The sequence below is a fragment of the Bradyrhizobium sp. USDA 3311 genome, assembly GCF_054062495.1.
Genome location: NZ_JBSSFI010000001.1, coordinates 2,461,185 through 2,485,148, shown reverse-complemented (window position 1 = coordinate 2,485,148; position 23,964 = coordinate 2,461,185). Strand labels below are relative to the sequence as shown.

The following is a 23,964-nucleotide window of genomic DNA, read 5'->3' as shown; positions in this document are numbered from 1 at the left end:
CCAAGCAGATCAAGCTGGCATCAGCGGGTGCGTATCCTGAGCCTCTACACGATCATGAAATTCGATGCGTGCAATTGGCTGATCGCGGTATCAACGAAGTCAATGGACCCTGCGTTAGAACCGCTCCCCAGCGCGAGCAGGGTCCCGCCGTGTCCATCGCTCCTAAGCGCGCTCATGATGTCGGCGACGGAGTGATAATCGCCCACACCGTTCGCAAGAGCGACGATTCCGAGCGTGTCATTGCCAAATCCGGAGATCGTATCGACCTGGCTGCTGGAATTGACGGAGACGGTCAGACCCGTGCCGTGATCGATGATGTCGACATGGGCCGGGCCATTGATGATCGCCTGATTGCCAAACCCGGCAAAGTTAAACTGGTCTGACCCGCCATTGACCGTAACGACGTCCTGGCCAATTTGGTTTGTCACATTTGCCTGGGACCCGTTGAGCACCACGTGATTGGCAGCTCCGCCAAGCATGATTGTATCGTGGCCCGCGCCAGCAACGACGTTGTCCGATCCGCTGCCGGCTATGATCGCGTTCGTTCCCGAGCCGACGGTGATCTGGTTTCCCATCCCGCCGAGATTCACGGTGTTGTTGCCATCACCGAGAGTAACGCTGTTGGCGCCATCTCCACCCGCAACGACATCATTGCCATTCCCCAGCATGACCGTGTTGCCATATCCAGAGAGCGTCACCCGGTCGTTGCCGTTGCCGGCGGTCGTTTGGCTTGCACCGTCACCGGGATGGACAATATCGTTGCCGTTACCCAGCGTGATGACGTTCCCGTATCCGCTGGCGTCGATGGTGTCATTGCCGTTACCGAGCGCAATCGTCGTGGCGCCTGTCGATCCCGTCACCGTAACATTGCCGTTGCCGCCGGTGACGTGGTTGACGATCCCCTGCAGATAGACGGCGCTGTCGCCGCTCGGCACATCAACCGTACCGTATAATCCGGCGTAGATCGTGTCGCTGCCGCCATTGCCGTGGATGGTATTGAACATGCCATAGGCGTGGATGATGTCGTTGCCCGTCGTACCCTGAATGATCGCATAACCGGAGGCCGGGCCGTCGATCGTCGTGGTACCGGCTTGATGCGTGTCCGTGACAGAGGTGTTGGTGTCGCTGACGGTCAAGCCGACGCTGCTTGTGTCGCTCAGAGTGAACGTGGTCGTTACGCTGCCATCTCCGTGCGGCGAGGCTACAAACGTGAGGGCGTGCAACTCGGCGGTCAGGTTGGCAGCGCTGGTTGCCGCCAGCTCGTAGGTTCCGTTTCCAAGCGAGATCAGTCCTGACCCGGACAGGATGCCAGCCGCACCTGCGAGCGTGATGATCAGGCTGTCCGTTGCCGCTGCGTTTGGATCCGTGATCGTTACGGTCGCGAATGGATTGATAGCAGCTTGGTTGCTGGTCGCTTGTCCCGATACGGCTCCAGCGATGGCCGGCAAGGCCGCGGCTGTCAGCAGAATGCCGCCGGAGCTGTCTTTCGCGATGCCGAAGCGCGTGACCGAAGTATCCGCCAGTGTAAAGGTCTCGCTGGCCGCACCGTTGCTGACCGTGAGCTTCGAGCCGGATACAGTCACCGTTGCGCCGCTCGTATAGGACAGCCCGGACAGGTCGATCTGGTCACCGAGCGCAATGCCCTTGATCTGGCTTGCAAAGGCCGATGAGCCCGAAACCAGCTTCTGCTCGATCTTGAGCGTGCCTTGGCCGGAGAAGGTGATCGCGTCATCGGAAATCGCGCCGGCCTTGAGATCAAGCATGCCGCCGGCGATCGTGGTCGCGCCGGCAATGCCACCGGCTTCGACGAGTTCTGTGGCTCCACGAAGAACCGTCGAAGCGTTCGCGGTGCCCTGATCGAGCACATCAAGCGTGCCGCCGTTCAGGATAGTGGAGGTGACGATGCCGCCGTCCGAGACGGAGAGGCTTCCTGAGTTGAGGACTGTCCCGCTCGCCGCGCTGACGTCGACCGCGGGCGCGCTCGGGTCGTTCGTAGGGTCTGCAACGGATCCCGAAACCGTCATCACACCACCATTGATGATGGCTTTCTTGGCGATCCCCGCCCCGAACAGGTGCAATTGGCCGCCGCTGCCGACAACGGCAAAATCGACTTCGCTTCTGAAGACGATGCCGTACGGGCCTCCGGGAGGATAATAGATCGTCTCTCCCGAAGCGTTGATGACACCGCCCGAGTTGACGACAGTGCCGCTGGCAAAGCCCCCGTTGGTGAGATTCTGGACACCCCCGCCATTGACGGTGGTTGACGTCACGATGCCGGTATCGACGTCCTGCTCGGCGCCATTGTTGACAGTGGTGTGATCGGCCCGCCCTGGACCCGGCGCATCGTGCAGGTAAATGCCGGCGACACGTTGGATACCGCCCGTGTTGATCGTGGTGTAGCTCGCGGTGGATGCAAGCCCGACATCCTGCTCGCCGCCATTGATGACCGTGTTGCTGGCGGTGGCCCCTAAGTCGTAGTTGCCCAGGATCTGCTTACCGCCCGCTGATATCGTCGTGTTCGTGGCCGTACCGAACACCTTGAACAAGATGCCGTCCGATACGGTGAAGCCGTTTTCCGTGTAGCCATAGTCGGCAACAAACGTTGCGCCACTCTGGAAGGTCGTGTTGGAAAGCGTCGCGCCAGCTTCAGCGATGAGCGTTGCGCCCGCGGAAATGACGCTGTTACTGAGCACGCCACCGTCCAGGACGGCCAGCGTCACGCTCTTCGGGACAGTGAATCCGTTTTCAATCGTGCCGTCGCCGATCTGCAATGTGCTGCCGGCGTTGAAGACCGTGCCCGAAAAATCGGCGTTACCAAGCACGACAAGCCCGCCGTACTGATTGACGGTCGTGTTGATCGCCGTCGCGCCCGCGGACAGCACCATCGTTCCGTAATTGATCGTCGTGCCCGTTGCCGTGCCACCTGCATCGACATTCAGCGTGCCGAAGTTCTGGAGTATCGTGCCCGACACCAACGCTCCGTCCGACACCGTTAGTGTTCCAAAACCTTCAACGATGGTGCCGGTCGCCATGCTGGCGTCGACGGCCGGCTGGCCGGGGACATTGGCGAACGGATCCGGGATCGATCCCGAGACAGTCATGACGCCGCCGTTGACGATGGCGTTCACTGCGGTCCCGCCGCCAGTGACGTCGAGCTCGCCCTGGTAGTTGATGGTTGCAGCGGTCGCCACGCTTCGGATCACCGGCTCCGGGTACACGGGCGCCGTTTCCACAGTTTCACCCGAAACCCTGAGAACACCGCCAGAATTGACGATGGTGCCGCTGGCGCTGCCGCCATTCGTCACGTTCTGAACGCCACCGGAATTGACGGTCGTCGTCGTTGCGATGCCCGTGTCGACGTCCTGCTCGCCGCCGCCATTGATCGTGGTGTGATCGACCTCGCCCGGGGTTGGACCTTCATGGATATATTCGCCCGTGACACGCTGGACGCCGCCCGCGTTGATGGTCGTGTAGCTGGCGACGCCGTCAAAGACGACGTCCTGTTCTCCGCCGTTGATGACAGTGTGGGTTGCCGTGCTCGTTGCGAAGGATCCGCCGACCGTCTGCAAGGCGCCGGCCAGGATCGTCGTGCTATCGACGGAGATGCCGCCACTGACATCCATCGTGTCGCCGTCATGGAGCGTCATTCCACTGGCGGGAGGAATAACCGTCATACGAATGCTCCGCGTTTGGTGCCTGGAAAATCAAACGGGCAAAGCAAAATCATGCGACGACCATTCAACCTAAAACTGCGCTAGCTGAGAATGCCTGTCAAGCAGACCCTATTTTTCAATGAAGAATTTGAACGGCGTCTTGCGCGTTTTCTGCTGACAATGCCGTGACGTGTGCGCGCGCGAGTATTGCCGGATGAATTTATCAGCAGCGTGACGAAAATTACGGCGACCACGCGCATTCAAGATTTGCGCGAGGCATCCGCGTGAGAAGCCGATCATAGCGCATCGAAAGTTCCGTTATCGTTCCGCGCTACGCTGGCCACTCTCGGAGCCTCTACGCAGCGGCAACAGGCTATCATCGCGATGCGTGGCGGCATCTGCCGCAATGTTTCCCTCGCACCGGCTCTCGGCAACCCAAGCTTCTTGGAGAGCTCATCGGCAAGGATGCGCAACAAGATATCGACGGGAGCCGCCCGGCACAAAGCCAGTCGCGCTTGCTCTGGTCCGGGGCTTACTTCGCCTTCCCCGCCAGCCACTCCCGCCCCTCGCCGTAGAGCTTCTCGACCTCGGCACCGGTGAGGCCCGGCATGTCGCGCTTCACCTTGTAGCCGATCAGCTCCTGCATGTAGGCGAGATGGCGGTAGCCTTCGGGCAGCGCGGCGAGCGCTTGCTGGTCGAGGCGGAGCGTCGCGGCGGGATCGACCGGGTCGATCCGGTCCTTCTCGTAGATCGGCTGGCGGCGGACGATGCCCCATTTTCCCTGCCGCTTCTCCAGGAAATCGTAGAAGCGCCCGGTGCAGACGACGTCGCAGAGCACGTCGTGCACCAAAGCGCGCTGCGAGATGGTCATCTTGGTCTGCGCAATGGCGTGCTCGCCGGACAGATCGATGCTGGTGCCGCCGAGGAAATGCAGGATGCGCACGCCCTTTGCGAACCCCTCCTGGCTGATGCTTGCGAACCCCTCCTGGCTGACGCGGATGAAATCCCGCGCCGGCCCCTGAAACCAGGTGGCGGACATCCAGCCTTCCTCGTGCCAGACGGTCGCAAACCGCTCCCAGTCGCCGGCATCGCGCCAGACCGCCCAGTTTTCGACGAGGTCGCGGATGGCGAGACGATCGAGGAGGTGCGGGTCCATGGTACGTCTCTCCGGGCGGCTTGAGGCTGCGATGGATGTCATCGGCCCGACGTATCAACGGGGCAATTGGGTTGCCGTCAAGCGCCCGATGCTTCACCGCCGTTCGAATTGCCCACAGCGAGAGAAACGCGATACGAGCAACGAGCCTTGCAATCAACCTGGCCGCGACTAATATCCGCACCGATGCAGATGAAATTCCCTTTGTTAGCCGCGTTTCTCGGATTACTCGCGGTTTCCCCCACACACGCGCAAACAGATTTGCAGACCGAACGCGCGACGGCCTGGAAGGCAAGACTGTCGGCGCACATAGCCGGCTACCGTCAATTTCCGGCTGAAGCACTGGGGCAAACCGGCGAGGCCAGGGTCACATTCGTCATCGACCGGTCCGGCAGGTTGATCTCACAGGCTCTGGCCGTGAGCACCGGCTCTCGGCCACTCGACGTTGCCGCGCTGCAGATCGTCGCTCGTGCCCAACCGTTTCCGGCGCCGCCTTCGGAGCTCAAGGATGAGTCACTCACGTTGACAGTGCCGATTGTCTTCAATGGCCGTCAATTCCAGCTGCAACCTTCCGGGCTAGTGCTGAGCAGGCCCGGTCCTGTGCTCACGGAGGAGGATGCCATGGCCGCCTGGCGGAAGGTGGCCACCGAACATGTCTGGCGTCACAGGGTGTTTCCTTCGGAGGCGATGGGTCAGATAGGCAATGCTGGCGTCACATTCGTGATCGACCGCTCGGGCAAATTGATCTCGCACGCTTTGGTGGAAAGCACAGGCTCCCCGCCCCTGGATGCAGCAGCTCTCAAAATGGTGGAGCGAAGCGAACCATTTCCGAAGCCGCCTCCCGAGGCCAAGGACGACCTCCAGCGGATTACCATCTTCATGACTCTCGACGGCGTGCAACGCTTGGTCGAGCCCGGGCCGTGGGCGGACGAGGCCAAATTGAAGGCCAAGATCAACAGCGTCTGCCGAGGTTGTTGAACAGGGTATCGGCAAACAAAAAACGGCGCGCCTTGCGACGCGCCGTCTTCTTGTTCGATACAGCTCTTCTTACGCCGCGGGCGCCTTGGGCGTGCGGTTGCGCGAGTTGCGCTGGAAGAACAGCGCCTGGCTTGCCACCGCCGACACCATCGCCGGCTGGAATGGCTTCGAGATCAGGAACGCGGGCTCCGGGCGCTCGCCGGTGAGGAAGCGCTCCGGGTAGGCGGTGATGAACACCACCGGCACCTCGAAGGTGCGCAGCAATTCGTTGACCGCGTCGAGCCCCGACGAGCCGTCAGCGAGCTGGATGTCGGCGAGGATCAGGCCGGGCCGCCTGTTCTTGGCCAGCGCCACGGCATCGGCATGCGTGCGCGCGACGCCGACGACGTTGTGGCCGAGATTCTTCACCAGGCTCTCGAGGTCCATGGCGATGAAGGTCTCGTCCTCGATGATCAGCACGTCGGTGGCGATCTCCGCCGCCATCTCGCGCCCCGCTGCGTCCGCAAGCCGCCGCGTCTCGGCGACATCGGTGCTGAGGATGAAGGCGACCTCCTCTTCCGAAAATCCCTCGAGCGAAAGCAGCAGGAAGGCCTGCCGCGGCAGCGGCGTGATGTTCGACAGCCGCCGCTCCGGCGGCATCGGCAGGGTGGTCACCTCGGAGTCGTCGTTGACGGAGACGGAATTCCAGATCTGGGTGAACAGCCGGAACAGGCCCGCGCGCGGGCCATGGCTTTCGTCGAGCACGGCGGGATCACCGAGCATGGCTTCCAACATGGCTGCGACATAGGCGTCGCCGGAAGCCTGGCTGCCCGTCAGGGCGCGTGCATACCGGCGCAACAACGGCAAGTGTTCAGCGACAAGCTGTGAACGGGACATCCCCACTCCATTCATCTTCGGACCGACCTTAGAGAAGACTTTAGAGACATCACGAGGGGAGGCCCGGGTTCCCCTGCTGGGGCTGACTACGCCTCAGGGCAAGAAAAGTTCCGCAGCCGGCGGAACTTTTTCTCGAACCTGGAATTGTGCCTATCCAGGGAACGGCTCCCGGTTGAGGAAACTTCTCGAATTTACAGTCACTTAACTCGGGGAAACGTGGAACAGGTCATGAAAGATCTCAAGTCTCAAGCCAGCAAAAGCACGACCCCCGGCAAGGGAGGGCTCACTCCGGAGATCCAATCCCGGATCGGGCATCAGCTCCGCGCCATGTACGACGACGTCGTACGGCAGGGGGTTCCAGATCGGTTCGCAGAACTGATCAAGAAGCTTGATGCGCCGGGAGCGACATCCCAAGTGGGAAATGAGGGCGGATCCAACGACAACAACAATGGGAGGGATTAATGCCTCTCACGGACTCCCTGCGTAACGACATCCTCGCGGCCGTGCCAAGTCTGCGCGCGTTCGCGATCTCGCTCAGCGGCAACGCCGACCGCGCCGACGATCTGGTGCAGGAAACGCTGTTGCGCGCGCTTGCCAACATCGACTCGTTCCAGCCCGGCTCCAACCTGCCGGCCTGGCTGTTCACGATCCTGCGCAATCTGTTCCGCTCCGACTATCGCAAGCGGCGGCGCGAGGTCGAAGACGCCGAGGGCAATTATGCGAAGACGCTGAAGACGCAGCCCTCACAGAACGCGCATCTCGAGTTCGAGGAGTTTCGCACCGCGCTCGAGAAGCTTCCGCAGGACCAGCGCGAAGCGCTGATCCTGGTCGGCGCCTCCGGCTTCTCCTATGAGGACGCGGCCTCGATCTGCGGCTGCGCGGTCGGCACGATCAAGAGCCGGGTCAACCGTGCACGTTCGAAGCTCGCCGCGCTGCTCTATGTCGACGGCGCCGAGGATTTCGGGCCCGACGAGACCGTGCGCGCCGTGATCGGCGGCAGCGGCGGATAGCGGCCGGCGTCAACCGGACTGAGACGACAAGCATCAAGGCGGCCGTTTCCGCGGCCGCCTTGATGCGCGCGTGAGTGTCGGGCGTGCCGCTCGATCACTCGTCCACGAATGTCACGGTGTCAGCGACGCTCGCCCGCGAGGTGCGGTAGCTGTTGACCTTGTGGGCGTGGTCCGCATAGCCGAACGAGATGCCGCAGACGACGCGGCGGTCATCGGGCAGATTGAAGTGACTGCGGATCAGGCCGGAATGGCGCGCCAGCGCGGCCTGCGGAATCGTGCCGAGCCCGAGCGCCTGGGCGGCCAGCATGAAATTGGAGACATAGGCCCCGCAATCGATCGCGCCGTAGATGCCGAGCGGCTCGTTGGTGTGGATCACAGCCACATGCGGCGCGCCGAAGAAATTGTAGTTCTCCAGCGCCTGCCTGGCGTAGCCGCTTCTGTCGCCGCGGGGAATCCCGAGCGTGTTGTAGAGCTGAAAGCCGCTCTCGCGGCGGCGATCGAGATAGACGCCGACATATTCGCGCGGCGGGGTGAAATCGTAATCGTCGCCGAGTCCGCTGGAGGCTTCCTTGTAGATCAGCTGGCGAAAGCGCTCCTTGGCCTCGCCGCTGGCGATGATGACCTGCCAGGGCTGGCTGTTGCACCAGGACGCGGTGCGCTGCGCGGTGCTCAGCACGTGCTCGATGGTGGCGCGATCGACCTCTTTGGGCAGGAAGGCGCGGACGGAGTAGCGCTCGTTGAGCAGCTCTTCGAGCACGCCGATGCGGTTATTCTGATTCACTTTTGCGTCCATTGATCAGCTCGCATTGTTCTCTTCGTAGGGTGGGCAAAGGCGCCATAGCGCCGTGCCCACCAACAGACCTACCTCGGCGCACCTGCATATGGTGGGCACGCTTCGCTTTGCCCACCCTACGATACTAGCGTCCCTTGGTCGGGATCTTGTTATACGGCACGTCCTTGTCGACGCGGATGTCGCCCGGCAGGCCCAGCACGCGCTCCGCGATGATGTTGCGCAGGATCTCGTCAGTGCCGCCGGCAATACGCATCGAGGGCGAGGACAGCAGCATTTGCTGGAACTGGCCCTGCACCGTCTCCTCGTCGCTGCCCGTGAGAACGCCGGCCGCACCCTGGAGGTCCATGGCGTAGGTCGCGATGTCCTGGAGCATCATGCCCGAGACCAGCTTGCCGATCGAGTTCTCCGGACCCGGCTGCTCGCCTTTCGACAGCGCCGAGATCGCACGGTAGCTGGTATATTTCAGCCCGCTCGACTTCACCGCCCAGCTGGCAAGCTTCGAGCGCACCGCGGGATCGTCGATGGCAAGCCCGTCCTCCAGCATCAGGTTCGCGCAGAACTCGAACATCTCAGGCACGCCGGTCGCGAGCCGCGAGCCGATCGACATGCGCTCGTTCATCAGCGTGGTCAGCGACACGCTCCAGCCCTCGCCGACGGCGCCGAGCCGCTGGCTGTCTGATATCACCACGTCGGTGAAATAGACCTCGTTGAACTCCTGCATGCCGTTGGCCTGCTTGATCGGCCGCACCTCGACGCCCGGGCTCTTCATGTCCAGGAAGAACATGGTGAGGCCCTTGTGCTTGGGTACGCTCGGATCGGTGCGCGCGATCAGAAGACCGAAGTCGGAATAATGCGCGCCCGAGGTCCAGATCTTCTGGCCGTTGACGACCCAATTGTCGCCCTTCTTCTCCGCACGCGTGCGCAAGCCCGCAACGTCAGAGCCGGCCGAGGGTTCAGAGAACAGCTGGCACCAGATCTCCTCGCCCGAGGCGAGCTTCGGCAGATGGCGACGCTTGGCGTCCTCGCTGCCCCAGGCCATCACGGTCGGCCCGCACATGCCTTCGCCGATCTGGAACGGCTGCGTCAGCTTGCCGTAGACGCCCTCCTCCTGCTGCCAGATCACGCGCTCGATCGGCGTGGCGCCGCGGCCGCCATATTCCTTCGGCCAGTGCAGGCAGGCCCAATTGCCCTCGAACTTCTTCTTCTGCCAGGCCTTGCCGACATCGACGATGTCGTGCTTCGCAAGCCGGATGCGACCGAGCGAGGATTTTGACAGCTCGGCATGCAGCTCCTTCGGCGCGTTGGCCTCGACCCATTGGCGCGCAGTCTCGCGGAATGCGGCTTCCTGCGGGGTATCGTCGAAATTCATGGCGGCTTCCTTTTCCTAGTCATTCCGGGGCGCGCAACGCGCGAACCCGGAATCCAGAGGTTACTTACGCATCTTGAGATTCTCAGATGTGCAATTGCACATCGTAGTTCGGCTCTTCGAGCCGCCCCGGAATGACGGCTAATTCCTTCCCTTGGTCGGGATCTTGTTGAACGGCACGTCCTTGTCGACCCGGATATCGCCCGGCAGGCCCAGCACCCGCTCGGCGATGATGTTGCGCATGATCTCGTCGGTGCCGCCTTCGACACGGGTGCCCGGCGCACGCAGCAGCATGGCCTGGAAACGGCCGGCGAGTTCGGCATCCTCGGGGCCGCTGATGACCCCGCTCGCGCCCTGCAAGTCCAGCGCGTAGGCCGCGACGTCCTGGATCATCGAGCCCGCCACCAGCTTGCCGATCGAATTTTCCGGCCCCGGCCGCTCGCCCTTCGACAGCGCCGAGATCGCGCGCATGCTGGTGTAGCGCAGCCCGCTCGCCTTCACCGCCCAGTTCGCCAGCTTCGAGCGCACGGCGCGATCCTCGATCGCCGGACCGTTGTCCAGCATCAGGCCGGAGCAATAGTCGAACAACTCAGGGAAACCGGTCGAGACGCCCGCGCCGATCGACATGCGCTCGTTCATCAGCGTGGTCAGCGAGACGTTCCATCCGTCATTGACCTCGCCGAGGCGCTGATGGTCGGGAATCCGCACGTTGGTGAAATAGACCTCGTTGAAATCGGAGGCGCCGCTCGCCTGCTTGATCGGCCTGACCTCGACGCCCGGGCTCTTCATGTCCAGGAAGAACATGGTGAGGCCCTTGTGCTTGGGCACGGTCGGATCGGTGCGGGTAAGCAGGATGCCGTAATCCGAATAATGCGCGCCTGATGTCCAGATCTTCTGGCCGTTGATGACCCATTCATCGCCGTCCTTCTCCGCCCGCGTGCGCAGGCCCGCGACGTCGGAGCCGCCGGCGGGCTCGGAGAACAGCTGGCACCAGACCTTTTCGCCGGAGGCGAGCGGCGGCAAATAGCTGCGCTTGTGCTCCTCGCGTGCGAACGCCATCATGGTCGGCCCGCACATGCCGTGGCCGATGATGAACATATGGGAGAGTTTTCCGAACGGCCCCTCTTCCTGCTGCCAGATCACGCGCTCGATCGGCGAGGCGCCGCGGCCGCCATACTCCTTCGGCCAGTGCAGGCAGGCCCAGCCGGCATCGGCCTTCTTCTTCTGCCAGGCCTTCGCGACCTCGAGAATGTTGGCGTTCTTGAGCTGGGTGCGGCCGAGCGAGGATTTGCGCAGCTCTTCCTCGTACTGCCTGGGTGCGTTCGCGCCGATCCAGGCGCGGGCGGTTGCGCGGAATTCGGCCTCTTGCGGAGTGTCGTCGAAGTTCATGGTGCTGTTCTCTCTGTCATTCCGGGGCGCGCGCAGCGCGAGCCCGGAATCTCGATGCTATTCACTCATCTCCGGATTCCGGGTTCGCCGCGTTGCGGCGCCCCGGAATGACGACAACATCAAGCCGCGTTCTTCTTGCGCATGCGGTCGATCAGCTGGTCTTCCCAATAGGACAGGCTGCCGAGGGCCAGCGCCATCGCGTTCGCCCGGCGGTAGTACATGTGGCAGTCGAACTCCCAGGTGAAACCCATGCCGCCGTGCACCTGGATGTTGTTCTTGGCGCAGTGCTGGAACGCCTGCGTGGCGCTGATGCGCGCGGCGGCGGCGGCTTCCGGCAATTCGGATGCATTGGTCGAAAGCGCCCAGGCGCCGTAATAGCTGTTGGAGCGCGCCAGCGTCGCCGAGACATACATGTCGGCGAGCATGTGCTTGACCGCCTGGAACGAGCCGATCTGGCGGCCGAAGGCAATGCGGTCGAGCGCGTAGTCGCGGCCCATCTCCAGCGCGCGGTCGGAGCCGCCAACCTGCTCGAAGGCGCACAGCACGGCGGCACGGTCGAGCACCTGGGTGAGGATGCTCCAGCCCTCGCCGGCAGCGCCCAGCGGCTCGGCCTTGCAGTCCTTGAAAGTGATCTCCGCCTGGCCACGAGTCGGATCGAGGTTGGTCAGGCCTTTCACCTCGACGCCGCCGCCCTTGAGATCGACCAGGAATAGCGAGATGTCGCTCTCACGCCCGCTCGAACCCGTGCGAGCTGCAACGACGGCGAAGTCGGCGATCGCGCCATCGGCCACAGGCTTCTTGACGCCGTTAAGCACGCCATTCGCAGCAGCGAGCTTGATGGCCTTCGGCGACGGATTGCCCTTGCCCTCGAACAGCGCCAGCGTCCCGATCGCCTCGCCCGAGGCAATTGCCGGCAGCCATTTTTTCTTCTGCGCGTTGCTGCCGGCGATCAGCAGCGCTTCGGCGGCGAGATAAACGGTCGAGGAGAACGGCACCGGCGCGTTGGCCCGGCCCATCTCTTCCGCGATCACGCAAAGCTCGAGATGGCCGGCGCCGGCACCGCCGAATTCCTCGGGGATTGCGACGCCGAGAAATCCCATTTCGGCGAGCCCCTTCCACAGCTCCTTGTCGTAGGGCGCCTTGCCGTCGAGCACGACGCGCACCGCCTTGGGCGGGCATTTTTCGGTGAGGAATTTGCGCGCCTGATCGCGGAGCTGCTTCTGGTCGTCGGAGAAGTCGAAGTTCATGGCGGGCTACCTTTGTTTATTCGTTGTCATTTATTGCCGTCATTCCGGGGCGCGCGGAGCGCGAGCCCGGAAATCCATATCCACCAGCCGGGGTTATGGATTCCGGGCCTGCGCCTCTCGGCGCATCCCGGAATGACGAATGGAGAGAGGAGTGTTTCATCGCAGCACGACCACATCCTGATCCGGCTTGTCCGCATAGAGCCGCTCCACCAGCGCGGCGCGGCGCTCGAGGCCCGCGCGCTGGTTGATGTAGCCCTTGTCGGTGAGCTCATTGCCGTCGATCGAGGGCGGCTCGACCATCAGCATGGCGCGCGCGATGATGCGGCTGCTGGCGCCTTCGCACTCCTTGTTGTGCGTCTCCAGACCGCGCCTGAAGCAGGCGATCACCTCGGGATGCTTCACGGCATCCTCAAAGCTGAGATCGGGATTGCCGACGAGCTGGCGGCAGGCATGCAGGTTCGGCCAGGCGAGCAGGCCGATGAAGGCGCGATCCTGCCCCGCGACCAGCGCGTCATGCACGACAGGCGTCGTGGCTGCGATGGTGTCGGTGCGGAGCGAGCCGACATGGACGAACGTGCCGGTGGTGAGCTTGAAGTCTTCGACGACGCGCCCGGCGAAGATGATGCCCTTCACCGGATCGGCATCGTCGACAAAAATGCCGGCATCGCCGATGCAGTAGAAGCCTTCCTCGTCGAACATCTTCCTGGTCAGCTCCGGCTGGCCGAAATAGCCGGGCGTGACGTTGACGCCGCGCAGACGCAGCTCGTATTTCGAGCCGCACGGCACCATCTTCAATTCGACGCCGGGGAACGGCAGGCCGATCAGGCCGACGCGCTCGGTGTCCCAATAGGTGCCGGTCGAGGTCGGCGCAGTCTCGGTCGAGCCCCAGCCGGTGTAGAACACGATCCGTTCGCCGGTGGTCTTCACCGCGAGGTCCTGCATGCGGTCGTAGAGATCATCAGGCAGCCGCGCGCCGCCATAGGCCATGATCGACAGGTTCTTGAAGAAGGAGCGGCAGAGCGCATCGTCCTTCTCCATGGCAGCGGCAAGCGCGGCGTAGCCGGCCGGCACGTTGGCGTAATAGGTCGGCGAGATCTCGCGCAGATTGCGCAGCGTCTCCTCGAACTGGCCCGGCATCGGCCGGCCGTCGTCGATATAGAGCGTGCCGCCATCGACCAGAATGGGATGGAACGCCGCATTGCCGCCCATCGTGTGGTTCCACGGCATCCAGTCCAGCATGGTCGAGATCGGACCGCCCGGATCGCGCGGCCGCACCTGCATCATCATCGCCGCATTGGCGCACATCATCGCTTGCGTGTTGATGACGGCTTTTGGCATGCCGGTCGAACCTGACGTGAACAGCAGCTTGCCGACGGTGTCGGGCGTGATCCTGGCAATCGACTCCTCGACGGCGGCGGTCACCGGCGTTGCCGCAAGCTCGGCAAAGCTGACGCTCTTGATACCCTCGCAGGGCCGCAAGACGTGAACGACGGTGACGCCGGTGAGGTCGATCGCCCTCAGTGCCTTCTCGAAGGTCGGGCCGTCCTGCACCATCACCACGGCCGGCTTGATTAGGTCGAACAAATATTTCAGCTTGACGTGATCGTGGCTCATCAACGAATAGGCCGGCGACACGGGAGCCGCCGGAACGCGCGTCTGCATCGCGGCCTGCGTCATCAGCGCATGCTCGATCGAGTTGCCGGACAGGATCGTGACCGGGCGGCCATCGAGACCGAGATTGAGCAGGCCTTGCGTCAGTGCATCCACGGTGCGCTTGGCTTCGCCGTAAGAGACCTTCCGCCATTCGCGGTTCGGTCCGCCGCGCTGGGCGAGCCAGATGCGCTCGGGTGCTTGCGTCGCCCATTTCGCCAGCGAGGCCGGGATGTGCTTCTCGTAAGGTTGCAGCGGAATGCGCGACTTCAGCACCACCGTGCCGTCGCCGCGGCGCTCGACGTCGATGTCGCGTGCCAGCCACTCGACCTTGCGAAAGGCGGGCTTCGTCATCACCGCCGCCGCGCTGCCACTCATTTTGCGTCTCCCGGAATTACTGTCCTTTGCGGATCTTCGTCGTTCAGCGCCTGATATAGACAGGCTTTCGCTTCTCAAGGAAGGCCCTGATGCCTTCCGAAAATTCCTCGGATCGGCTGCACAGGACCTGATTGCGGTCCTCCATCGCGATCGCGGCTTCCAGCGATCCGGCATCGACGCTCATGTTGAGACATTCTTTCGAGAGGCGAAGCCCCACGGGCGAGGCCGTGATCATCGCATCGATGTAAGGCTCGGCAGCGTCATCGAGCTTGTCTTCGTCTACGACCTCTGAGACGAGACCGACCGCGAGCGCCCGCTCGGCGCCGATGAAGCGTCCCGTGAGGATCAGCTCGGAGGCGACGGAGACACCGACGAGGCGCGGCAGGAAATAGCTGGTGCCGATGTCGCAGCCGCCGAGGCCGAGCTTGATGAAGGCGCAGTTCATCCGCGCCGATTTCGTCGCGACCCGGATGTCGGAGGCGAGCGCCAGCGCAAAGCCGCCGCCCGCCGCCGCGCCCTGCACCAGCGCCAGGATCGGCTGCGGACAGCGCCGCATCAGCATCACGATGTCGGCAATGCGGCGCTGCGAGTCCAGCGACTCGGTGACGCCGGGCGGCTCCTGCTGCCCGGCACGGCGCGCCATCGCGGCCTTGAGATCGAGGCCCGCGCAAAAATTCTTGCCGGCGCCCTTCAGCACCACCACGCGCGTATCGCGGTTGCGCTGCAGCCCCTGGAAGTAGGCGTTGAGCGCATCGATCAGCGCTGGATCGAGCGCGTTGAGGCTGTCAGGACGATTGAGCGTCACCCGGTCGACGCCGTCGTTGTGCTCGATCAGCAGCGGTTGGGACATGCGCGATCTCCTTCATCCGCAACGATGGTGCCGATTGCTGCGCCCTCTCCCCTTGTGGGAGAGGGCATGTACGTCGCTCGACGCGCATTCGCTCGGGTGAGGGGTCTGCCTCCACAGATGAGATCGCGGAGCGAACCCTTCATCCGTCGCGCTACGCGCGCCACCTTCTCCCACAAGGGGAGAGCTCTACCGCGGCGCCATGCGGATGGCGCCGTCGAGGCGGATGGTCTCGCCGTTGAGCATCGGGTTCTCGACGATGTGCACCGCGAGCATGCCGTATTCATTGGCATCGCCGAGGCGCGCGGGATGCGGCACCTGGGCGCCCAGGCTCTTGCGGGCCTCTTCGTTCAAGCCCATCAACAGCGGCGTCAAGAACAGGCCGGGCGCGATGGTGTTGACGCGGATCTTCTGACTGGCGAGGTCGCGCGCGGCTGGCAGCGTGAGACCGACGACACCGCCCTTGGAGGCCGCATAGGCGATCTGGCCGATCTGGCCTTCATAGGCGGCAACAGAAGCGGTGTTGACGATGACGCCGCGCTCTTCGCCGATCGGCTCGGCGGTGACGAGGCGCTCGGCGAACAGCCGCAGGCAATTGAAGGTTCCGATCAGGTTGACGTTGATGATGCGCGCGAACTTTTCCAAGGGATAAACGCCGTCGCGGCCGACGATGCGCTGCGAGCCGCCGATGCCGGCGCAGTTCATCAGCACGCGGGCAACGCCATGCGCGGCTTCCGCCTTGGCGATCGCCGCCTTGATCTGCTCCTCGCTGGTGACGTCGGCATGCAGCGCGACGCCCTTCACCTCGGCCGCGACCTTCTCGGCGTTTTCCTTGCTCTGGTCGATCACGCCGATCTTGGCGCCCTTGGCGGCCATCGCGCGGGCGGTCGCGGCACCAAGGCCCGAACCACCGCCGGTGATGAGAACGGCTACGTCTTTCAACTGCATCGTGAGCTACCTTTCCTCTACCTTTTCCTTGGGCGTTTCTTCTCTGGACTTGAAGCTTCGGCCGGATCATCCGGCAGCAGCAGCCTCCTCGGCTTGCGTGAGGATGCCGCCGCAGATCAGCGTTTCCATGTGCTTGATGTATTGCCGGCAGACTTCGTCGGTGACCGGGCCGACGCCGGTCGCGCGGGACATCGCGTGCCGGCCGAAGAACAGATGATCGCAGGCGCCGATCAGGCTGGTGTAGAACAGCACCGGATCGGTCTGGCGGAATTCGCCGCTGCTGACGCCTTCGGCGAGCAGGCGGCGATGAAAATCCAGCAGCGGCGCGACGAAGAATTTCGAGACTTCGTCGGCAGAGCCGGCAACGCTCTCGTGCAGGAGATAGTGGATCAGCCGATTCATGTAGGGGAACCGGTGATAGGCGCGGATGATGCCGCCGATATGCAGCTTCAGCTTCGCGGTCGGCGTGATCGGCTGCGCCAGCAGATATTCGAGGTTGGACAGCTCCGTTCCCGCATCGCGCTCGAGCAGCGCCAGCAGCAGGCCGTCCTTGTTGCCGAAATGATATTTGACCAGCGCGGCGTTGGCGCCCGACTTCTGGGCGATGTCGGAGAGCGAAATCTCGATCGAGGAACGTTCGATCATCAGCTCGCTTGCGGCCACGAGCAATTTCTCTGCCGTGGAATTCTTTCCGCTGGGGAGCTTGGTCGGTACGCTGGTAGCCACGGAGATCCCTGTTCTCGCCGCTTGAGGCGGGGCGCAGATAAGCCCAAGCAGCGCCTCATCACAAGAGTTAATTGATCGATTGACTAAATGATGTCGCACCCTTTTAATCCGCCCCGACAACCCAACCCGATCCAGAAAAATCCAGGGAGAAACCGAAATGGCCGAGGCTTACATCGTCGCCGCTGCGCGTACCGCGGGCGGGCGCAAGGGGGGCCGCCTCGCCGGCTGGCATCCGGCCGATCTCGCCGCCAAAGTGCTGGACGAGCTGGTCGATCGCGCCAAGGTCGACCCGGCCCTGGTCGAGGACGTGATCATGGGCTGCGTGATGCAGGTCGGCGAACAGTCCAACAATGTCGCGCGCAATGCGATCATGGCCTCGAAGCTGCCGGAGAGCGTGCCGGGCACCTCGATCGACCGCCAGTGCGGCTCCTCGCAGCAGGCGCTGCACTTCGCAGCCCAAGCCGTGATGTCCGGCACGATGGACGTCGTGATCGCGGCCGGCGTGGAATCGATGACGCGCGTGCCGATGGGCCTGTCATCGCAGCTCCCGGCCAAGAACGGCTTTGGCAATTACAAGAGCCCGGGCATCGAGGCGAGGTATCCGAACATCGTGTTCAGCCAGTTCACCGGCGCCGAGATGATGGCCGAGAAGTACGGCTTGTCGAAGAATGAGCTCGACGAATACTCCTTCAACAGCCACCAGCGCGCGATCGCGGCGACGCAAGCCGGTCACTTCAAGAAGGAGATCGTGCCGCTCGAGATCACCCGCGCCGACGGCTCCAAGGATACCCACCACATCGACGAGGGCATCCGCTTCGACGCCACGCTCGAAGGCATCAAGGGCGTCAAGCTGATCGCCGAGAACGGCAAGCTTTCCGCGGCCAGCGCCAGCCAGATCTGCGACGGCGCTTCCGGCGTCATGGTGGTGAACGAGCGCGGCCTGAAGCAGCTCGGCGTCAAGCCGCTCGCGCGCATCCATCACATGACCATGACCGGCGGCGATCCCGTGATCATGCTCGACGCGCCGCTACACGCCACCAAGCGCGCGCTGGAGAAGGCCGGCATGACGATCGGCGACATCGACCTGTTCGAGGTCAACGAGGCCTTCGCCTCGGTGCCGACCGCCTGGCTCAAGACCACCGGCGCCGATCCGGAGCGTCTCAACGTCAATGGCGGGGCCATCGCGCTCGGCCATCCGCTCGGCGGCTCCGGCACCAAGCTGATGACCACGCTGATCCACGCGCTGCACCAGCGCGGCAAGCGCTACGGCCTGCAGACCATGTGCGAAGGCGGCGGCATGGCCAATGTGACGATCGTGGAGCGGCTGTAAGCTGCTTCGACACAGACGGTGTCGTCCCGGACAAGCGCGCCTAAAGCGCGCGCCGATCCGGGATCCATAGCCACAGAAGGCTGTGGTTATGCCGCGCTGGAGCTCCATCTCGTTTCAACAACCGAGGCCTGTGGTTATGGATCCCGGCCTTCGCCGGGATGACACCTTTCTTGTTGAGAGACCTACGCTCATGACCCACCCCTCCATCCACGCCCGCACCACGCCGAACAAGATCGCTTACCAGATGGCGGGCACCGGCAAGGCGATCACCTATCGCGAACTCGACGAGCTCTCGAACCAGGGCGCACACCTGTTCCGCTCGCTCGGCCTGAAGGCCGGCGATCACATTGCACTGTTGATGGAGAACCGGCTTGCCTTCATGGAGCTCTGCTGGGCCGCGCAGCGCAGCGGGCTCTATTACACCGCGATCAGCCGCTATCTGAAGCAGGACGAGATCGACTACATCATCGCCGATTGCGGCGCCAAGGTCGTGATCACCACGCCGAAATGCGCCGACCAGATCAAGGCCCTGATCAAGGGTACGCCCGGCGAGCCGGTCTTCTACATGATGGACGAACCGCTGCCCGGCTTCCGCTCCTACGACAAGGAAGCCGCCGCGCAGCCGACGACGCCGATCTCCGACGAGGTCGCCGGCTACGACATGCTGTATTCGTCCGGCACCACCGGCCGGCCCAAGGGAATCAAGAAGGCGTTCGAGGGCAACAAGATCGACGTGCCGAACGCCTTCCTGCGCGTGCTCTGCGCCGACATGTGCGGCATGAATGCGGCGAGCACGTATCTCTCGCCAGCGCCGCTCTATCACGCGGCGCCCCTGCGCTTCAACATGATGGCGATCGTGCTCGGCGGCACCTCCATCATCATGGAGCATTTCGACGCCGAAGAATTCTTGAAGCTGGTCGAAAAGTATGAGGTCACGCAGTCGCAGCTCGTGCCGACCATGTTCGTGCGGATGCTCAAGCTGCCGGACGAGGTGCGCTACCGGTACAACGTCTCGACGCTCAAGGGCGCAATCCACGCCGCAGCCCCCTGCCCGGTCGACGTCAAAGCCAAAATGATCGAATGGTGGGGACCGATCCTGATCGAGTATTACGCCGGCTCGGAAGGCAACGGCGTCACCGTCTGCAACTCGCAGCAATGGCTGGAGCATCGCGGCAGCGTCGGCCGCGCCGTGGTCGGCAAGATCAAGATTCTCGACGAAAACGACGAGGAGCAACCGACCGGCGAAATCGGCACGGTCTATTTCGCCGACGCGCCTGCTTTCGCCTATCACAACGACCCCGAGAAGACGAAGAAGGCCTACAACGCCAAGGGCTGGTCGACGCTCGGTGACGTCGGCTATCTCGACAAGGACGGCTTCCTGTTTCTCACCGACCGCAAGTCCTACATGATCATCTCCGGCGGGGTGAACATCTACCCGCAGGAGACCGAGGACGTGCTCATCACCCACCCCGATGTCGCCGACGTCGCCGTGTTCGGCGTGCCGAACGAGGAGATGGGCGAGGAGGTGAAGGCGGTGGTGCAGCCGCACGACATGACGCGTGCGGGCAAGGCGCTGGAAGCCGACCTGATCGCGTTCTGCAAGGGTCGCCTCTCCGCGATCAAGTGCCCGCGTTCGATCGATTTCGAGGCGGAGCTGCCGCGCACGCCGACGGGCAAGCTGGTGAAGCGGCACTTGCGCGACAGGTATTGGCCGAAGACAACAGCGAAGATCTAGCACTCTCTCTTCCCCTCCCCCTCCAAGGGAGGGTGGCGGCATCCTCAATCAAACAGGCTCGGCGTGTGGTTCACCAGCGCGCCTTCGATCTCGAGCATCTTCAGTTTGGTGACGACGCCGCCATTGGCCGAGAAGCCGCCGGGCTTGTTGCCGGCCGCCAGCACGCGATGGCAGGGCACGACGATCGGGCACGGGTTGCGGCCGAGCGCCTGCCCGACGTCGCGCGACAGCTGGACGCCGCCGAGCTGCTTGGCGATGTCGCCATAGGTGATGGTCTTGCCGGGCGGGATGGTACGGGCGATCTCGTAGACGCCGCGGTTGAAATCGGGCACGCCGTCGAGATCGAGCGGGATGTCGGTGAGGTCATCCGGCTCGCCTGCGAGCAGATTCGTGATGCGGTCAATCGCCTGCTGCACCTCGGCGGTCGGCTCGGCTTCGCTGGCATCAGCGTGGCGCTGGCTGATGCGGGTGCGGATCTTCTGCTCGCCGCCCATCGGCAGCTGCGTGCCGTTGATGCCGCGCGGGCCCCAGGCGACGGCGCAGAGGCCGATCCTGGTATCGAACAGGGCAAAATGCTGGTCGGTCATGGCTTGGTTCCTGGCTGCGTCCTCAACGCATGCCCCCAATGTGAACTCTGACCAAATCTAGGCTTGGAAATAGTTGCGATCCACCCGGTTTCCGGGAATCTTGCACAGGAGTTCCAATTTCTCGCGAGCCCGGAATGCAACGCCTCCACGTCAACGGATACGACATGGCCTATATAGACGTGGGTGAAGACCGAGGCCGCCCCCCGTTGGTCTGCGTGCACGGCTCGCTCAATGACTTCCGCATCTGGGGCTGCGTGCTCGGGCCGCTGACGCAGCGGCATCGGGTGATCGCCGTCAGCCTGCGCCATTTCTTCCCCGACCGCTGGGACGGCGTCGGCGATACCTATTCGATCGCCCAGCATGTCCAGGACGTCATCGCCTTCATCGAGAAGCTCGACGTCGGCCCGGTCGATCTGATGGGCCATTCCCGCGGCGGACACATCTGCTTTCGCGTGGCGCAGGCGCGCCCCGATCTGTTGCGGCGGCTGATCCTGGCGGAGCCCGGCGGCGAGCTCGATGCGAGCCTCGATCCCGATTATGCCGGCGGTCCCTCGCCGCTCTTGGCGCGATTCACGGCCTCGGCGGAGAAGATCGCGGCGGGCGATGTCGACGGCGGCCTCGCCGTGTTCGTCGACACGCTGGAGGGCGCCGGCACCTGGCCGCGGCTGCCGGCGATGGTGAAGCAGAATCTGCGCGACAACGCCATGACGTTGATCGGCCAGGTCCGCGACAACCGCCCGCCCTTCTCGAAGGCGGATGCGGCATCGATTCTGATGCCGACGCTGTTCATCCTGGGCGCGCGGACCAAGGGCCTGCTGCCGAAGGTGCTGCATGCGCTCGCAGCGCATGTGCCCTATTCCAAGACGGCGATCATCCCGAACGCGACGCATCCGATGTTCGAGCAGGCGCCGCAAAAATACTCCGAAGTCGTTCTGGACTTTCTGGCGAGCTGATCATGCAGAGCTTTCGCGTCAACGGTTACGACATGGCCTATCTCGAAGTCGGGGACGGCCCGCCGCTGGTCTGCGTGCACGGCACGCTCGGGGATTTCCGCACCTGGTATTCGGTGCTCGGCCCGCTGTCGAAGAGCCATCGGGTGATCTCGGTCAGCCTGCGGCATTTCTTTCCCGAGCATTGGGACGCCGTCGGCGACGACTACAGGATGGCGCAGCACGTCGCCGACGTGATCGCCTTCATCGACCAGGTCAGGCCCGCACCCGTCGACCTGATGGGCCATTCGCGCGGCGGCCACATCGCGTTCCGCGTCGCACAGGCACGACCTGATCTGTTGCGCAAACTGGTGCTGGCCGAGCCCGGTGGCGATCTCGACGCCAGCCTGCCGGTGCCTGAAGGCACGCCCGCGCACCCGCCGCTCGCGGCACGCACGGCGCGCTCGGTCGAGATGATCCGCGCCGGCGACATCGAGGGCGCGCTGCAGAATTTCTACGAGGGCATCGAAGGCGACGGCTCCTGGCGCCGCGTGCCGGCGGCGGCCAAGCAGCAATTGCGCGACAATACGCTCACCTTCCTCGGCCAGATCAACGAGCAGCGCCGGCCCTACACGCTCGCGGATGCGCAGGCGATCAGGACGCCGACGCTCCTGATCGGCGGCGGCGCGACGACGGGAAGCCTGTCGGTGATGTGGCGCGTGCTGGCGGAGCACATCGCAGGAGCCAGGACGGCGGTGATCGCGAATGCCGGCCACTGGATGTTCGAGCAGGCGCCGCTGGAGTTCGGCGAGGTGGTGAACGCGTTCCTGGCGGAGTAGCTGCTTGTTCGCCTCTCCCCGCAAGCGGGGCGAGGGAGTGCACGGCTGGTGCCTCCCTCACTTGCACTCACGCCACCTTCCACACGCCGACCGGCATCTTGATCGTCGCGTTGAGGCGGTTCCAGACGTTGATGGTCGCGATCGAGAGGATCAGCGTTGCAAGCTCGCGCTCGTCGAAATGCTTGGCGGCCTCATTCCAGATCGTGTCGGACACCGGATCCTCACGGTCGGCGAGACGGGTGACCGCCTCGGTCAGAGCCAGCGCGGCGCGCTCGGCTTCGGTGAAATAAGGCGCGTCGCGCCAGGCCGAGACGGCGAACAGGCGCTCGTCGGTCTCGCCGGCCTTGCGGGCGATCTTCGGGTGCATGTCGACGCAGACGCTGCAACCATTGATCTGGCTGGCGCGCAGGTGCACCAGTTCCAGGAGCTTTTCCGGCAGGCCCTGTTTGGTCAAATTGCCGAGAGATTGCAGAACATTCATGGCCTCGGGCAGGACCATGACGGGGTGATTCATGCGGGCGTGCATAATTGTCGTCTCCATCTGTCGATTTTCGAAGGTTCCGGTCACATTGGCCGAATTGGCTTCGTCATGGGCGTGACGGATCGCGATGCAGGAATGTGACCGATGACCCAAAAAAACTCTGAAGAAGATTTTCTCAGCCAGCAGTTCGAGGCCAACAGGGATCATCTCCGCGCGGTCGCCTACCGGATGCTGGGTTCCCGCGGCGAGATCGACGATGCCGTGCAGGAGGCCTGGCTGCGGCTCAGCCGGAGCGATACGTCCGATGTCGCGAATCTGCGAGGTTGGCTGACCACCGTGGTCGCGCGCATTTGCCTCGACATGCTGCGCGCACGAAAGTCGCGCCGGGAGGACCCGATGGGCCCGCATGTACCGGAGCCGGTCGACGAGACGCGGGAGCGCGAAGCGGAGATGGCCGATTCCGTCGGCGCGGCACTCCTGATCGTGCTGGAAACATTGCAGCCGGCCGAGCGGCTCGCCTTCGTGCTGCATGACATGTTCGCGGTGCCCTTCGAGGAGATCGCGCCGATCGTCGGGCGCTCCGTCGATGCCTCGCGCCAGCTTGCCAGCCGTGCGCGGCGGCGCGTGCAGGGCGCGCCGGTGCCCGAGACGGACCTGTCGCGTCAACGCAAGATCGTCGATGCCTTCCTCGCAGCTTCGCGCGAAGGCAATTTCGAGGGACTGCTTGCCGTGCTCGATCCCGACGTCGTCTTTCGCGCCGACCAGGCCGCGGTGCGGCTCGGTACGCTGCCGGAGATCCGCGGCGCGGATGCGGTCGCGAAGCTCTACAAGGGCCGCGCCCAGGCCGCGCGCACGGCACTGGTCGATGGCGAGATCGGTGTTGCGGTCATCCTCGGCGGGCAATTGCGCATCGCGCTGCGCGTGACCTTCAGCGGCGACCGGATCGCGGCAATCGAGGCGGTCGCCGATGCAGAAGCGATCGCGTCGCTCGAGGTGGAGGTGCTCGAACGCTAGGCCGGCCGGATGCTGATCGAGCAGGGCAACAAGAG

21 protein-coding genes are annotated in these 23,964 nt (G+C 63.8%); 8 read left to right on the top strand and 13 right to left on the bottom strand.

The annotated features are described in order from the left end of the window. Positions 1 to 44: 44 nt before the first annotated feature. Together ACVWW6_RS11570 and ACVWW6_RS11565 are read right to left on the bottom strand one after the other, a co-directional pair. Complete coding sequence (locus ACVWW6_RS11570) at positions 45 to 3,674, bottom strand: hypothetical protein (RefSeq protein ID WP_456680761.1); 3,630 nt, start codon at positions 3,672 to 3,674, stop codon at positions 45 to 47. 511 nt (positions 3,675 to 4,185) lie between these two features. After that, on the bottom strand, positions 4,186 to 4,809 hold the full coding sequence (locus tag ACVWW6_RS11565; protein ID WP_456680760.1) for a nuclear transport factor 2 family protein: 624 nt from the start codon (positions 4,807 to 4,809) through the stop codon (positions 4,186 to 4,188). Between the two features lie 183 nt (positions 4,810 to 4,992). Here ACVWW6_RS11565 and ACVWW6_RS11560 point away from each other — a divergent pair, with 183 nt between their 5' ends. After that, on the top strand, positions 4,993 to 5,784 hold the full coding sequence (locus ACVWW6_RS11560; RefSeq protein ID WP_028173822.1) for an energy transducer TonB family protein: 792 nt from the start codon (positions 4,993 to 4,995) through the stop codon (positions 5,782 to 5,784). A 69-nt stretch (positions 5,785 to 5,853) separates the two neighbouring features. Here the strand turns inward: ACVWW6_RS11560 and ACVWW6_RS11555 are convergent, their stop codons facing one another. Continuing rightward, on the bottom strand, positions 5,854 to 6,660 hold the full coding sequence (locus ACVWW6_RS11555) for a response regulator (RefSeq protein ID WP_038966151.1): 807 nt from the start codon (positions 6,658 to 6,660) through the stop codon (positions 5,854 to 5,856). 228 nt (positions 6,661 to 6,888) lie between these two features. On the opposite strand from ACVWW6_RS11555, the gene ACVWW6_RS11550 reads away from it, so the two are divergent. Then, on the top strand, positions 6,889 to 7,122 hold the full coding sequence (locus ACVWW6_RS11550; RefSeq protein ID WP_028173820.1) for a NepR family anti-sigma factor: 234 nt from the start codon (positions 6,889 to 6,891) through the stop codon (positions 7,120 to 7,122). Beyond that, positions 7,122 to 7,670: a sigma-70 family RNA polymerase sigma factor gene (locus ACVWW6_RS11545; protein ID WP_011090521.1), complete on the top strand. Its 549-nt coding sequence runs from the start codon at positions 7,122 to 7,124 to the stop codon at positions 7,668 to 7,670. The genes ACVWW6_RS11550 and ACVWW6_RS11545 overlap by 1 nt, the downstream gene beginning before the upstream one ends. Before the next feature lie 94 nt (positions 7,671 to 7,764). Here ACVWW6_RS11545 and ACVWW6_RS11540 read toward each other — a convergent pair whose 3' ends face one another. The 8 genes from ACVWW6_RS11540 to ACVWW6_RS11505 all read right to left on the bottom strand — a co-directional run bounded on the left by ACVWW6_RS11540 (position 7,765) and on the right by ACVWW6_RS11505 (position 16,957). After that, positions 7,765 to 8,463 carry a nitroreductase gene (locus ACVWW6_RS11540; RefSeq protein ID WP_456680759.1) on the bottom strand — a complete coding sequence of 233 codons (699 nt, stop codon included), beginning with the start codon at positions 8,461 to 8,463 and terminating at the stop codon, positions 7,765 to 7,767. 124 nt (positions 8,464 to 8,587) lie between these two features. After that, complete coding sequence (locus tag ACVWW6_RS11535; RefSeq protein WP_011090523.1) at positions 8,588 to 9,832, bottom strand: acyl-CoA dehydrogenase; 1,245 nt, start codon at positions 9,830 to 9,832, stop codon at positions 8,588 to 8,590. Between the two features lie 138 nt (positions 9,833 to 9,970). Beyond that, the gene (locus ACVWW6_RS11530; protein ID WP_456680758.1) at positions 9,971 to 11,218 is read right to left on the bottom strand and encodes an acyl-CoA dehydrogenase; all 1,248 of its coding nucleotides are present in this window, start codon (positions 11,216 to 11,218) and stop codon (positions 9,971 to 9,973) included. Between the two features lie 119 nt (positions 11,219 to 11,337). Then, the gene (locus ACVWW6_RS11525; RefSeq protein ID WP_161536832.1) at positions 11,338 to 12,465 is read right to left on the bottom strand and encodes an acyl-CoA dehydrogenase family protein; all 1,128 of its coding nucleotides are present in this window, start codon (positions 12,463 to 12,465) and stop codon (positions 11,338 to 11,340) included. A 156-nt stretch (positions 12,466 to 12,621) separates the two neighbouring features. Continuing rightward, a complete protein-coding gene (locus ACVWW6_RS11520) occupies positions 12,622 to 14,493 on the bottom strand; it encodes an AMP-binding protein (protein ID WP_028173816.1) in 1,872 nt (623 codons plus the stop codon). A gap of 43 nt (positions 14,494 to 14,536) precedes the next feature. Then, positions 14,537 to 15,343 (bottom strand): enoyl-CoA hydratase/isomerase family protein, encoded by an 807-nt coding sequence (locus tag ACVWW6_RS11515; RefSeq protein ID WP_028173815.1) that lies wholly within the window; start codon positions 15,341 to 15,343, stop codon positions 14,537 to 14,539. 186 nt (positions 15,344 to 15,529) lie between these two features. Then, the gene (locus ACVWW6_RS11510; RefSeq protein ID WP_161536833.1) at positions 15,530 to 16,288 is read right to left on the bottom strand and encodes an SDR family NAD(P)-dependent oxidoreductase; all 759 of its coding nucleotides are present in this window, start codon (positions 16,286 to 16,288) and stop codon (positions 15,530 to 15,532) included. Between the two features lie 66 nt (positions 16,289 to 16,354). Further along, positions 16,355 to 16,957 carry a TetR family transcriptional regulator gene (locus ACVWW6_RS11505; RefSeq protein WP_442869839.1) on the bottom strand — a complete coding sequence of 201 codons (603 nt, stop codon included), beginning with the start codon at positions 16,955 to 16,957 and terminating at the stop codon, positions 16,355 to 16,357. A 214-nt stretch (positions 16,958 to 17,171) separates the two neighbouring features. Between ACVWW6_RS11505 and ACVWW6_RS11500 the strand changes: the two genes are divergently transcribed. Together ACVWW6_RS11500 and ACVWW6_RS11495 are read left to right on the top strand one after the other, a co-directional pair. Then, complete coding sequence (locus ACVWW6_RS11500) at positions 17,172 to 18,344, top strand: acetyl-CoA C-acetyltransferase (RefSeq protein ID WP_161536834.1); 1,173 nt, start codon at positions 17,172 to 17,174, stop codon at positions 18,342 to 18,344. Positions 18,345 to 18,534: 190 nt separating this feature from the next. Then, the gene (locus tag ACVWW6_RS11495) at positions 18,535 to 20,079 is read left to right on the top strand and encodes an acyl-CoA synthetase (RefSeq protein ID WP_456680757.1); all 1,545 of its coding nucleotides are present in this window, start codon (positions 18,535 to 18,537) and stop codon (positions 20,077 to 20,079) included. A gap of 44 nt (positions 20,080 to 20,123) precedes the next feature. Here the strand turns inward: ACVWW6_RS11495 and ACVWW6_RS11490 are convergent, their stop codons facing one another. Beyond that, entirely contained in the window at positions 20,124 to 20,666 is a 543-nt protein-coding gene (locus ACVWW6_RS11490) for a methylated-DNA--[protein]-cysteine S-methyltransferase (protein WP_011090532.1), read from the bottom strand. Positions 20,667 to 20,800: 134 nt separating this feature from the next. On the opposite strand from ACVWW6_RS11490, the gene ACVWW6_RS11485 reads away from it, so the two are divergent. Further along, on the top strand, positions 20,801 to 21,619 hold the full coding sequence (locus ACVWW6_RS11485; protein ID WP_456680756.1) for an alpha/beta fold hydrolase: 819 nt from the start codon (positions 20,801 to 20,803) through the stop codon (positions 21,617 to 21,619). Positions 21,620 to 21,621: 2 nt separating this feature from the next. Then, on the top strand, positions 21,622 to 22,434 hold the full coding sequence (locus ACVWW6_RS11480; RefSeq protein WP_456680755.1) for an alpha/beta fold hydrolase: 813 nt from the start codon (positions 21,622 to 21,624) through the stop codon (positions 22,432 to 22,434). Positions 22,435 to 22,501: 67 nt separating this feature from the next. On the opposite strand, the gene ACVWW6_RS11475 is transcribed toward ACVWW6_RS11480, so the two are convergent. Next, positions 22,502 to 22,960, bottom strand: coding sequence for a carboxymuconolactone decarboxylase family protein (locus tag ACVWW6_RS11475; protein WP_456680754.1), 459 nt, complete (start codon positions 22,958 to 22,960; stop codon positions 22,502 to 22,504). Between the two features lie 99 nt (positions 22,961 to 23,059). On the opposite strand from ACVWW6_RS11475, the gene ACVWW6_RS11470 reads away from it, so the two are divergent. Then, positions 23,060 to 23,929: a sigma-70 family RNA polymerase sigma factor gene (locus tag ACVWW6_RS11470; RefSeq protein ID WP_456680753.1), complete on the top strand. Its 870-nt coding sequence runs from the start codon at positions 23,060 to 23,062 to the stop codon at positions 23,927 to 23,929. The last annotated feature ends 35 nt before the right edge of the window (positions 23,930 to 23,964 follow it).

Coding starts and splice junctions, on each gene's coding strand:
- ACVWW6_RS11570 (WP_456680761.1), bottom strand. CDS start 3,674: ATGACGGTTATTCCTCCCGCCAGTGGAATGACGCTCCATGACGGCGAC.
- ACVWW6_RS11565 (WP_456680760.1), bottom strand. CDS start 4,809: ATGGACCCGCACCTCCTCGATCGTCTCGCCATCCGCGACCTCGTCGAA.
- ACVWW6_RS11560 (WP_028173822.1), top strand. CDS start 4,993: ATGCAGATGAAATTCCCTTTGTTAGCCGCGTTTCTCGGATTACTCGCG.
- ACVWW6_RS11555 (WP_038966151.1), bottom strand. CDS start 6,660: ATGTCCCGTTCACAGCTTGTCGCTGAACACTTGCCGTTGTTGCGCCGG.
- ACVWW6_RS11550 (WP_028173820.1), top strand. CDS start 6,889: ATGAAAGATCTCAAGTCTCAAGCCAGCAAAAGCACGACCCCCGGCAAG.
- ACVWW6_RS11545 (WP_011090521.1), top strand. CDS start 7,122: ATGCCTCTCACGGACTCCCTGCGTAACGACATCCTCGCGGCCGTGCCA.
- ACVWW6_RS11540 (WP_456680759.1), bottom strand. CDS start 8,463: ATGGACGCAAAAGTGAATCAGAATAACCGCATCGGCGTGCTCGAAGAG.
- ACVWW6_RS11535 (WP_011090523.1), bottom strand. CDS start 9,832: ATGAATTTCGACGATACCCCGCAGGAAGCCGCATTCCGCGAGACTGCG.
- ACVWW6_RS11530 (WP_456680758.1), bottom strand. CDS start 11,218: ATGAACTTCGACGACACTCCGCAAGAGGCCGAATTCCGCGCAACCGCC.
- ACVWW6_RS11525 (WP_161536832.1), bottom strand. CDS start 12,465: ATGAACTTCGACTTCTCCGACGACCAGAAGCAGCTCCGCGATCAGGCG.
- ACVWW6_RS11520 (WP_028173816.1), bottom strand. CDS start 14,493: ATGAGTGGCAGCGCGGCGGCGGTGATGACGAAGCCCGCCTTTCGCAAG.
- ACVWW6_RS11515 (WP_028173815.1), bottom strand. CDS start 15,343: ATGTCCCAACCGCTGCTGATCGAGCACAACGACGGCGTCGACCGGGTG.
- ACVWW6_RS11510 (WP_161536833.1), bottom strand. CDS start 16,288: ATGCAGTTGAAAGACGTAGCCGTTCTCATCACCGGCGGTGGTTCGGGC.
- ACVWW6_RS11500 (WP_161536834.1), top strand. CDS start 17,172: ATGGCCGAGGCTTACATCGTCGCCGCTGCGCGTACCGCGGGCGGGCGC.
- ACVWW6_RS11495 (WP_456680757.1), top strand. CDS start 18,535: ATGACCCACCCCTCCATCCACGCCCGCACCACGCCGAACAAGATCGCT.
- ACVWW6_RS11490 (WP_011090532.1), bottom strand. CDS start 20,666: ATGACCGACCAGCATTTTGCCCTGTTCGATACCAGGATCGGCCTCTGC.
- ACVWW6_RS11485 (WP_456680756.1), top strand. CDS start 20,801: ATGCAACGCCTCCACGTCAACGGATACGACATGGCCTATATAGACGTG.
- ACVWW6_RS11480 (WP_456680755.1), top strand. CDS start 21,622: ATGCAGAGCTTTCGCGTCAACGGTTACGACATGGCCTATCTCGAAGTC.
- ACVWW6_RS11475 (WP_456680754.1), bottom strand. CDS start 22,960: ATGCACGCCCGCATGAATCACCCCGTCATGGTCCTGCCCGAGGCCATG.
- ACVWW6_RS11470 (WP_456680753.1), top strand. CDS start 23,060: ATGACCCAAAAAAACTCTGAAGAAGATTTTCTCAGCCAGCAGTTCGAG.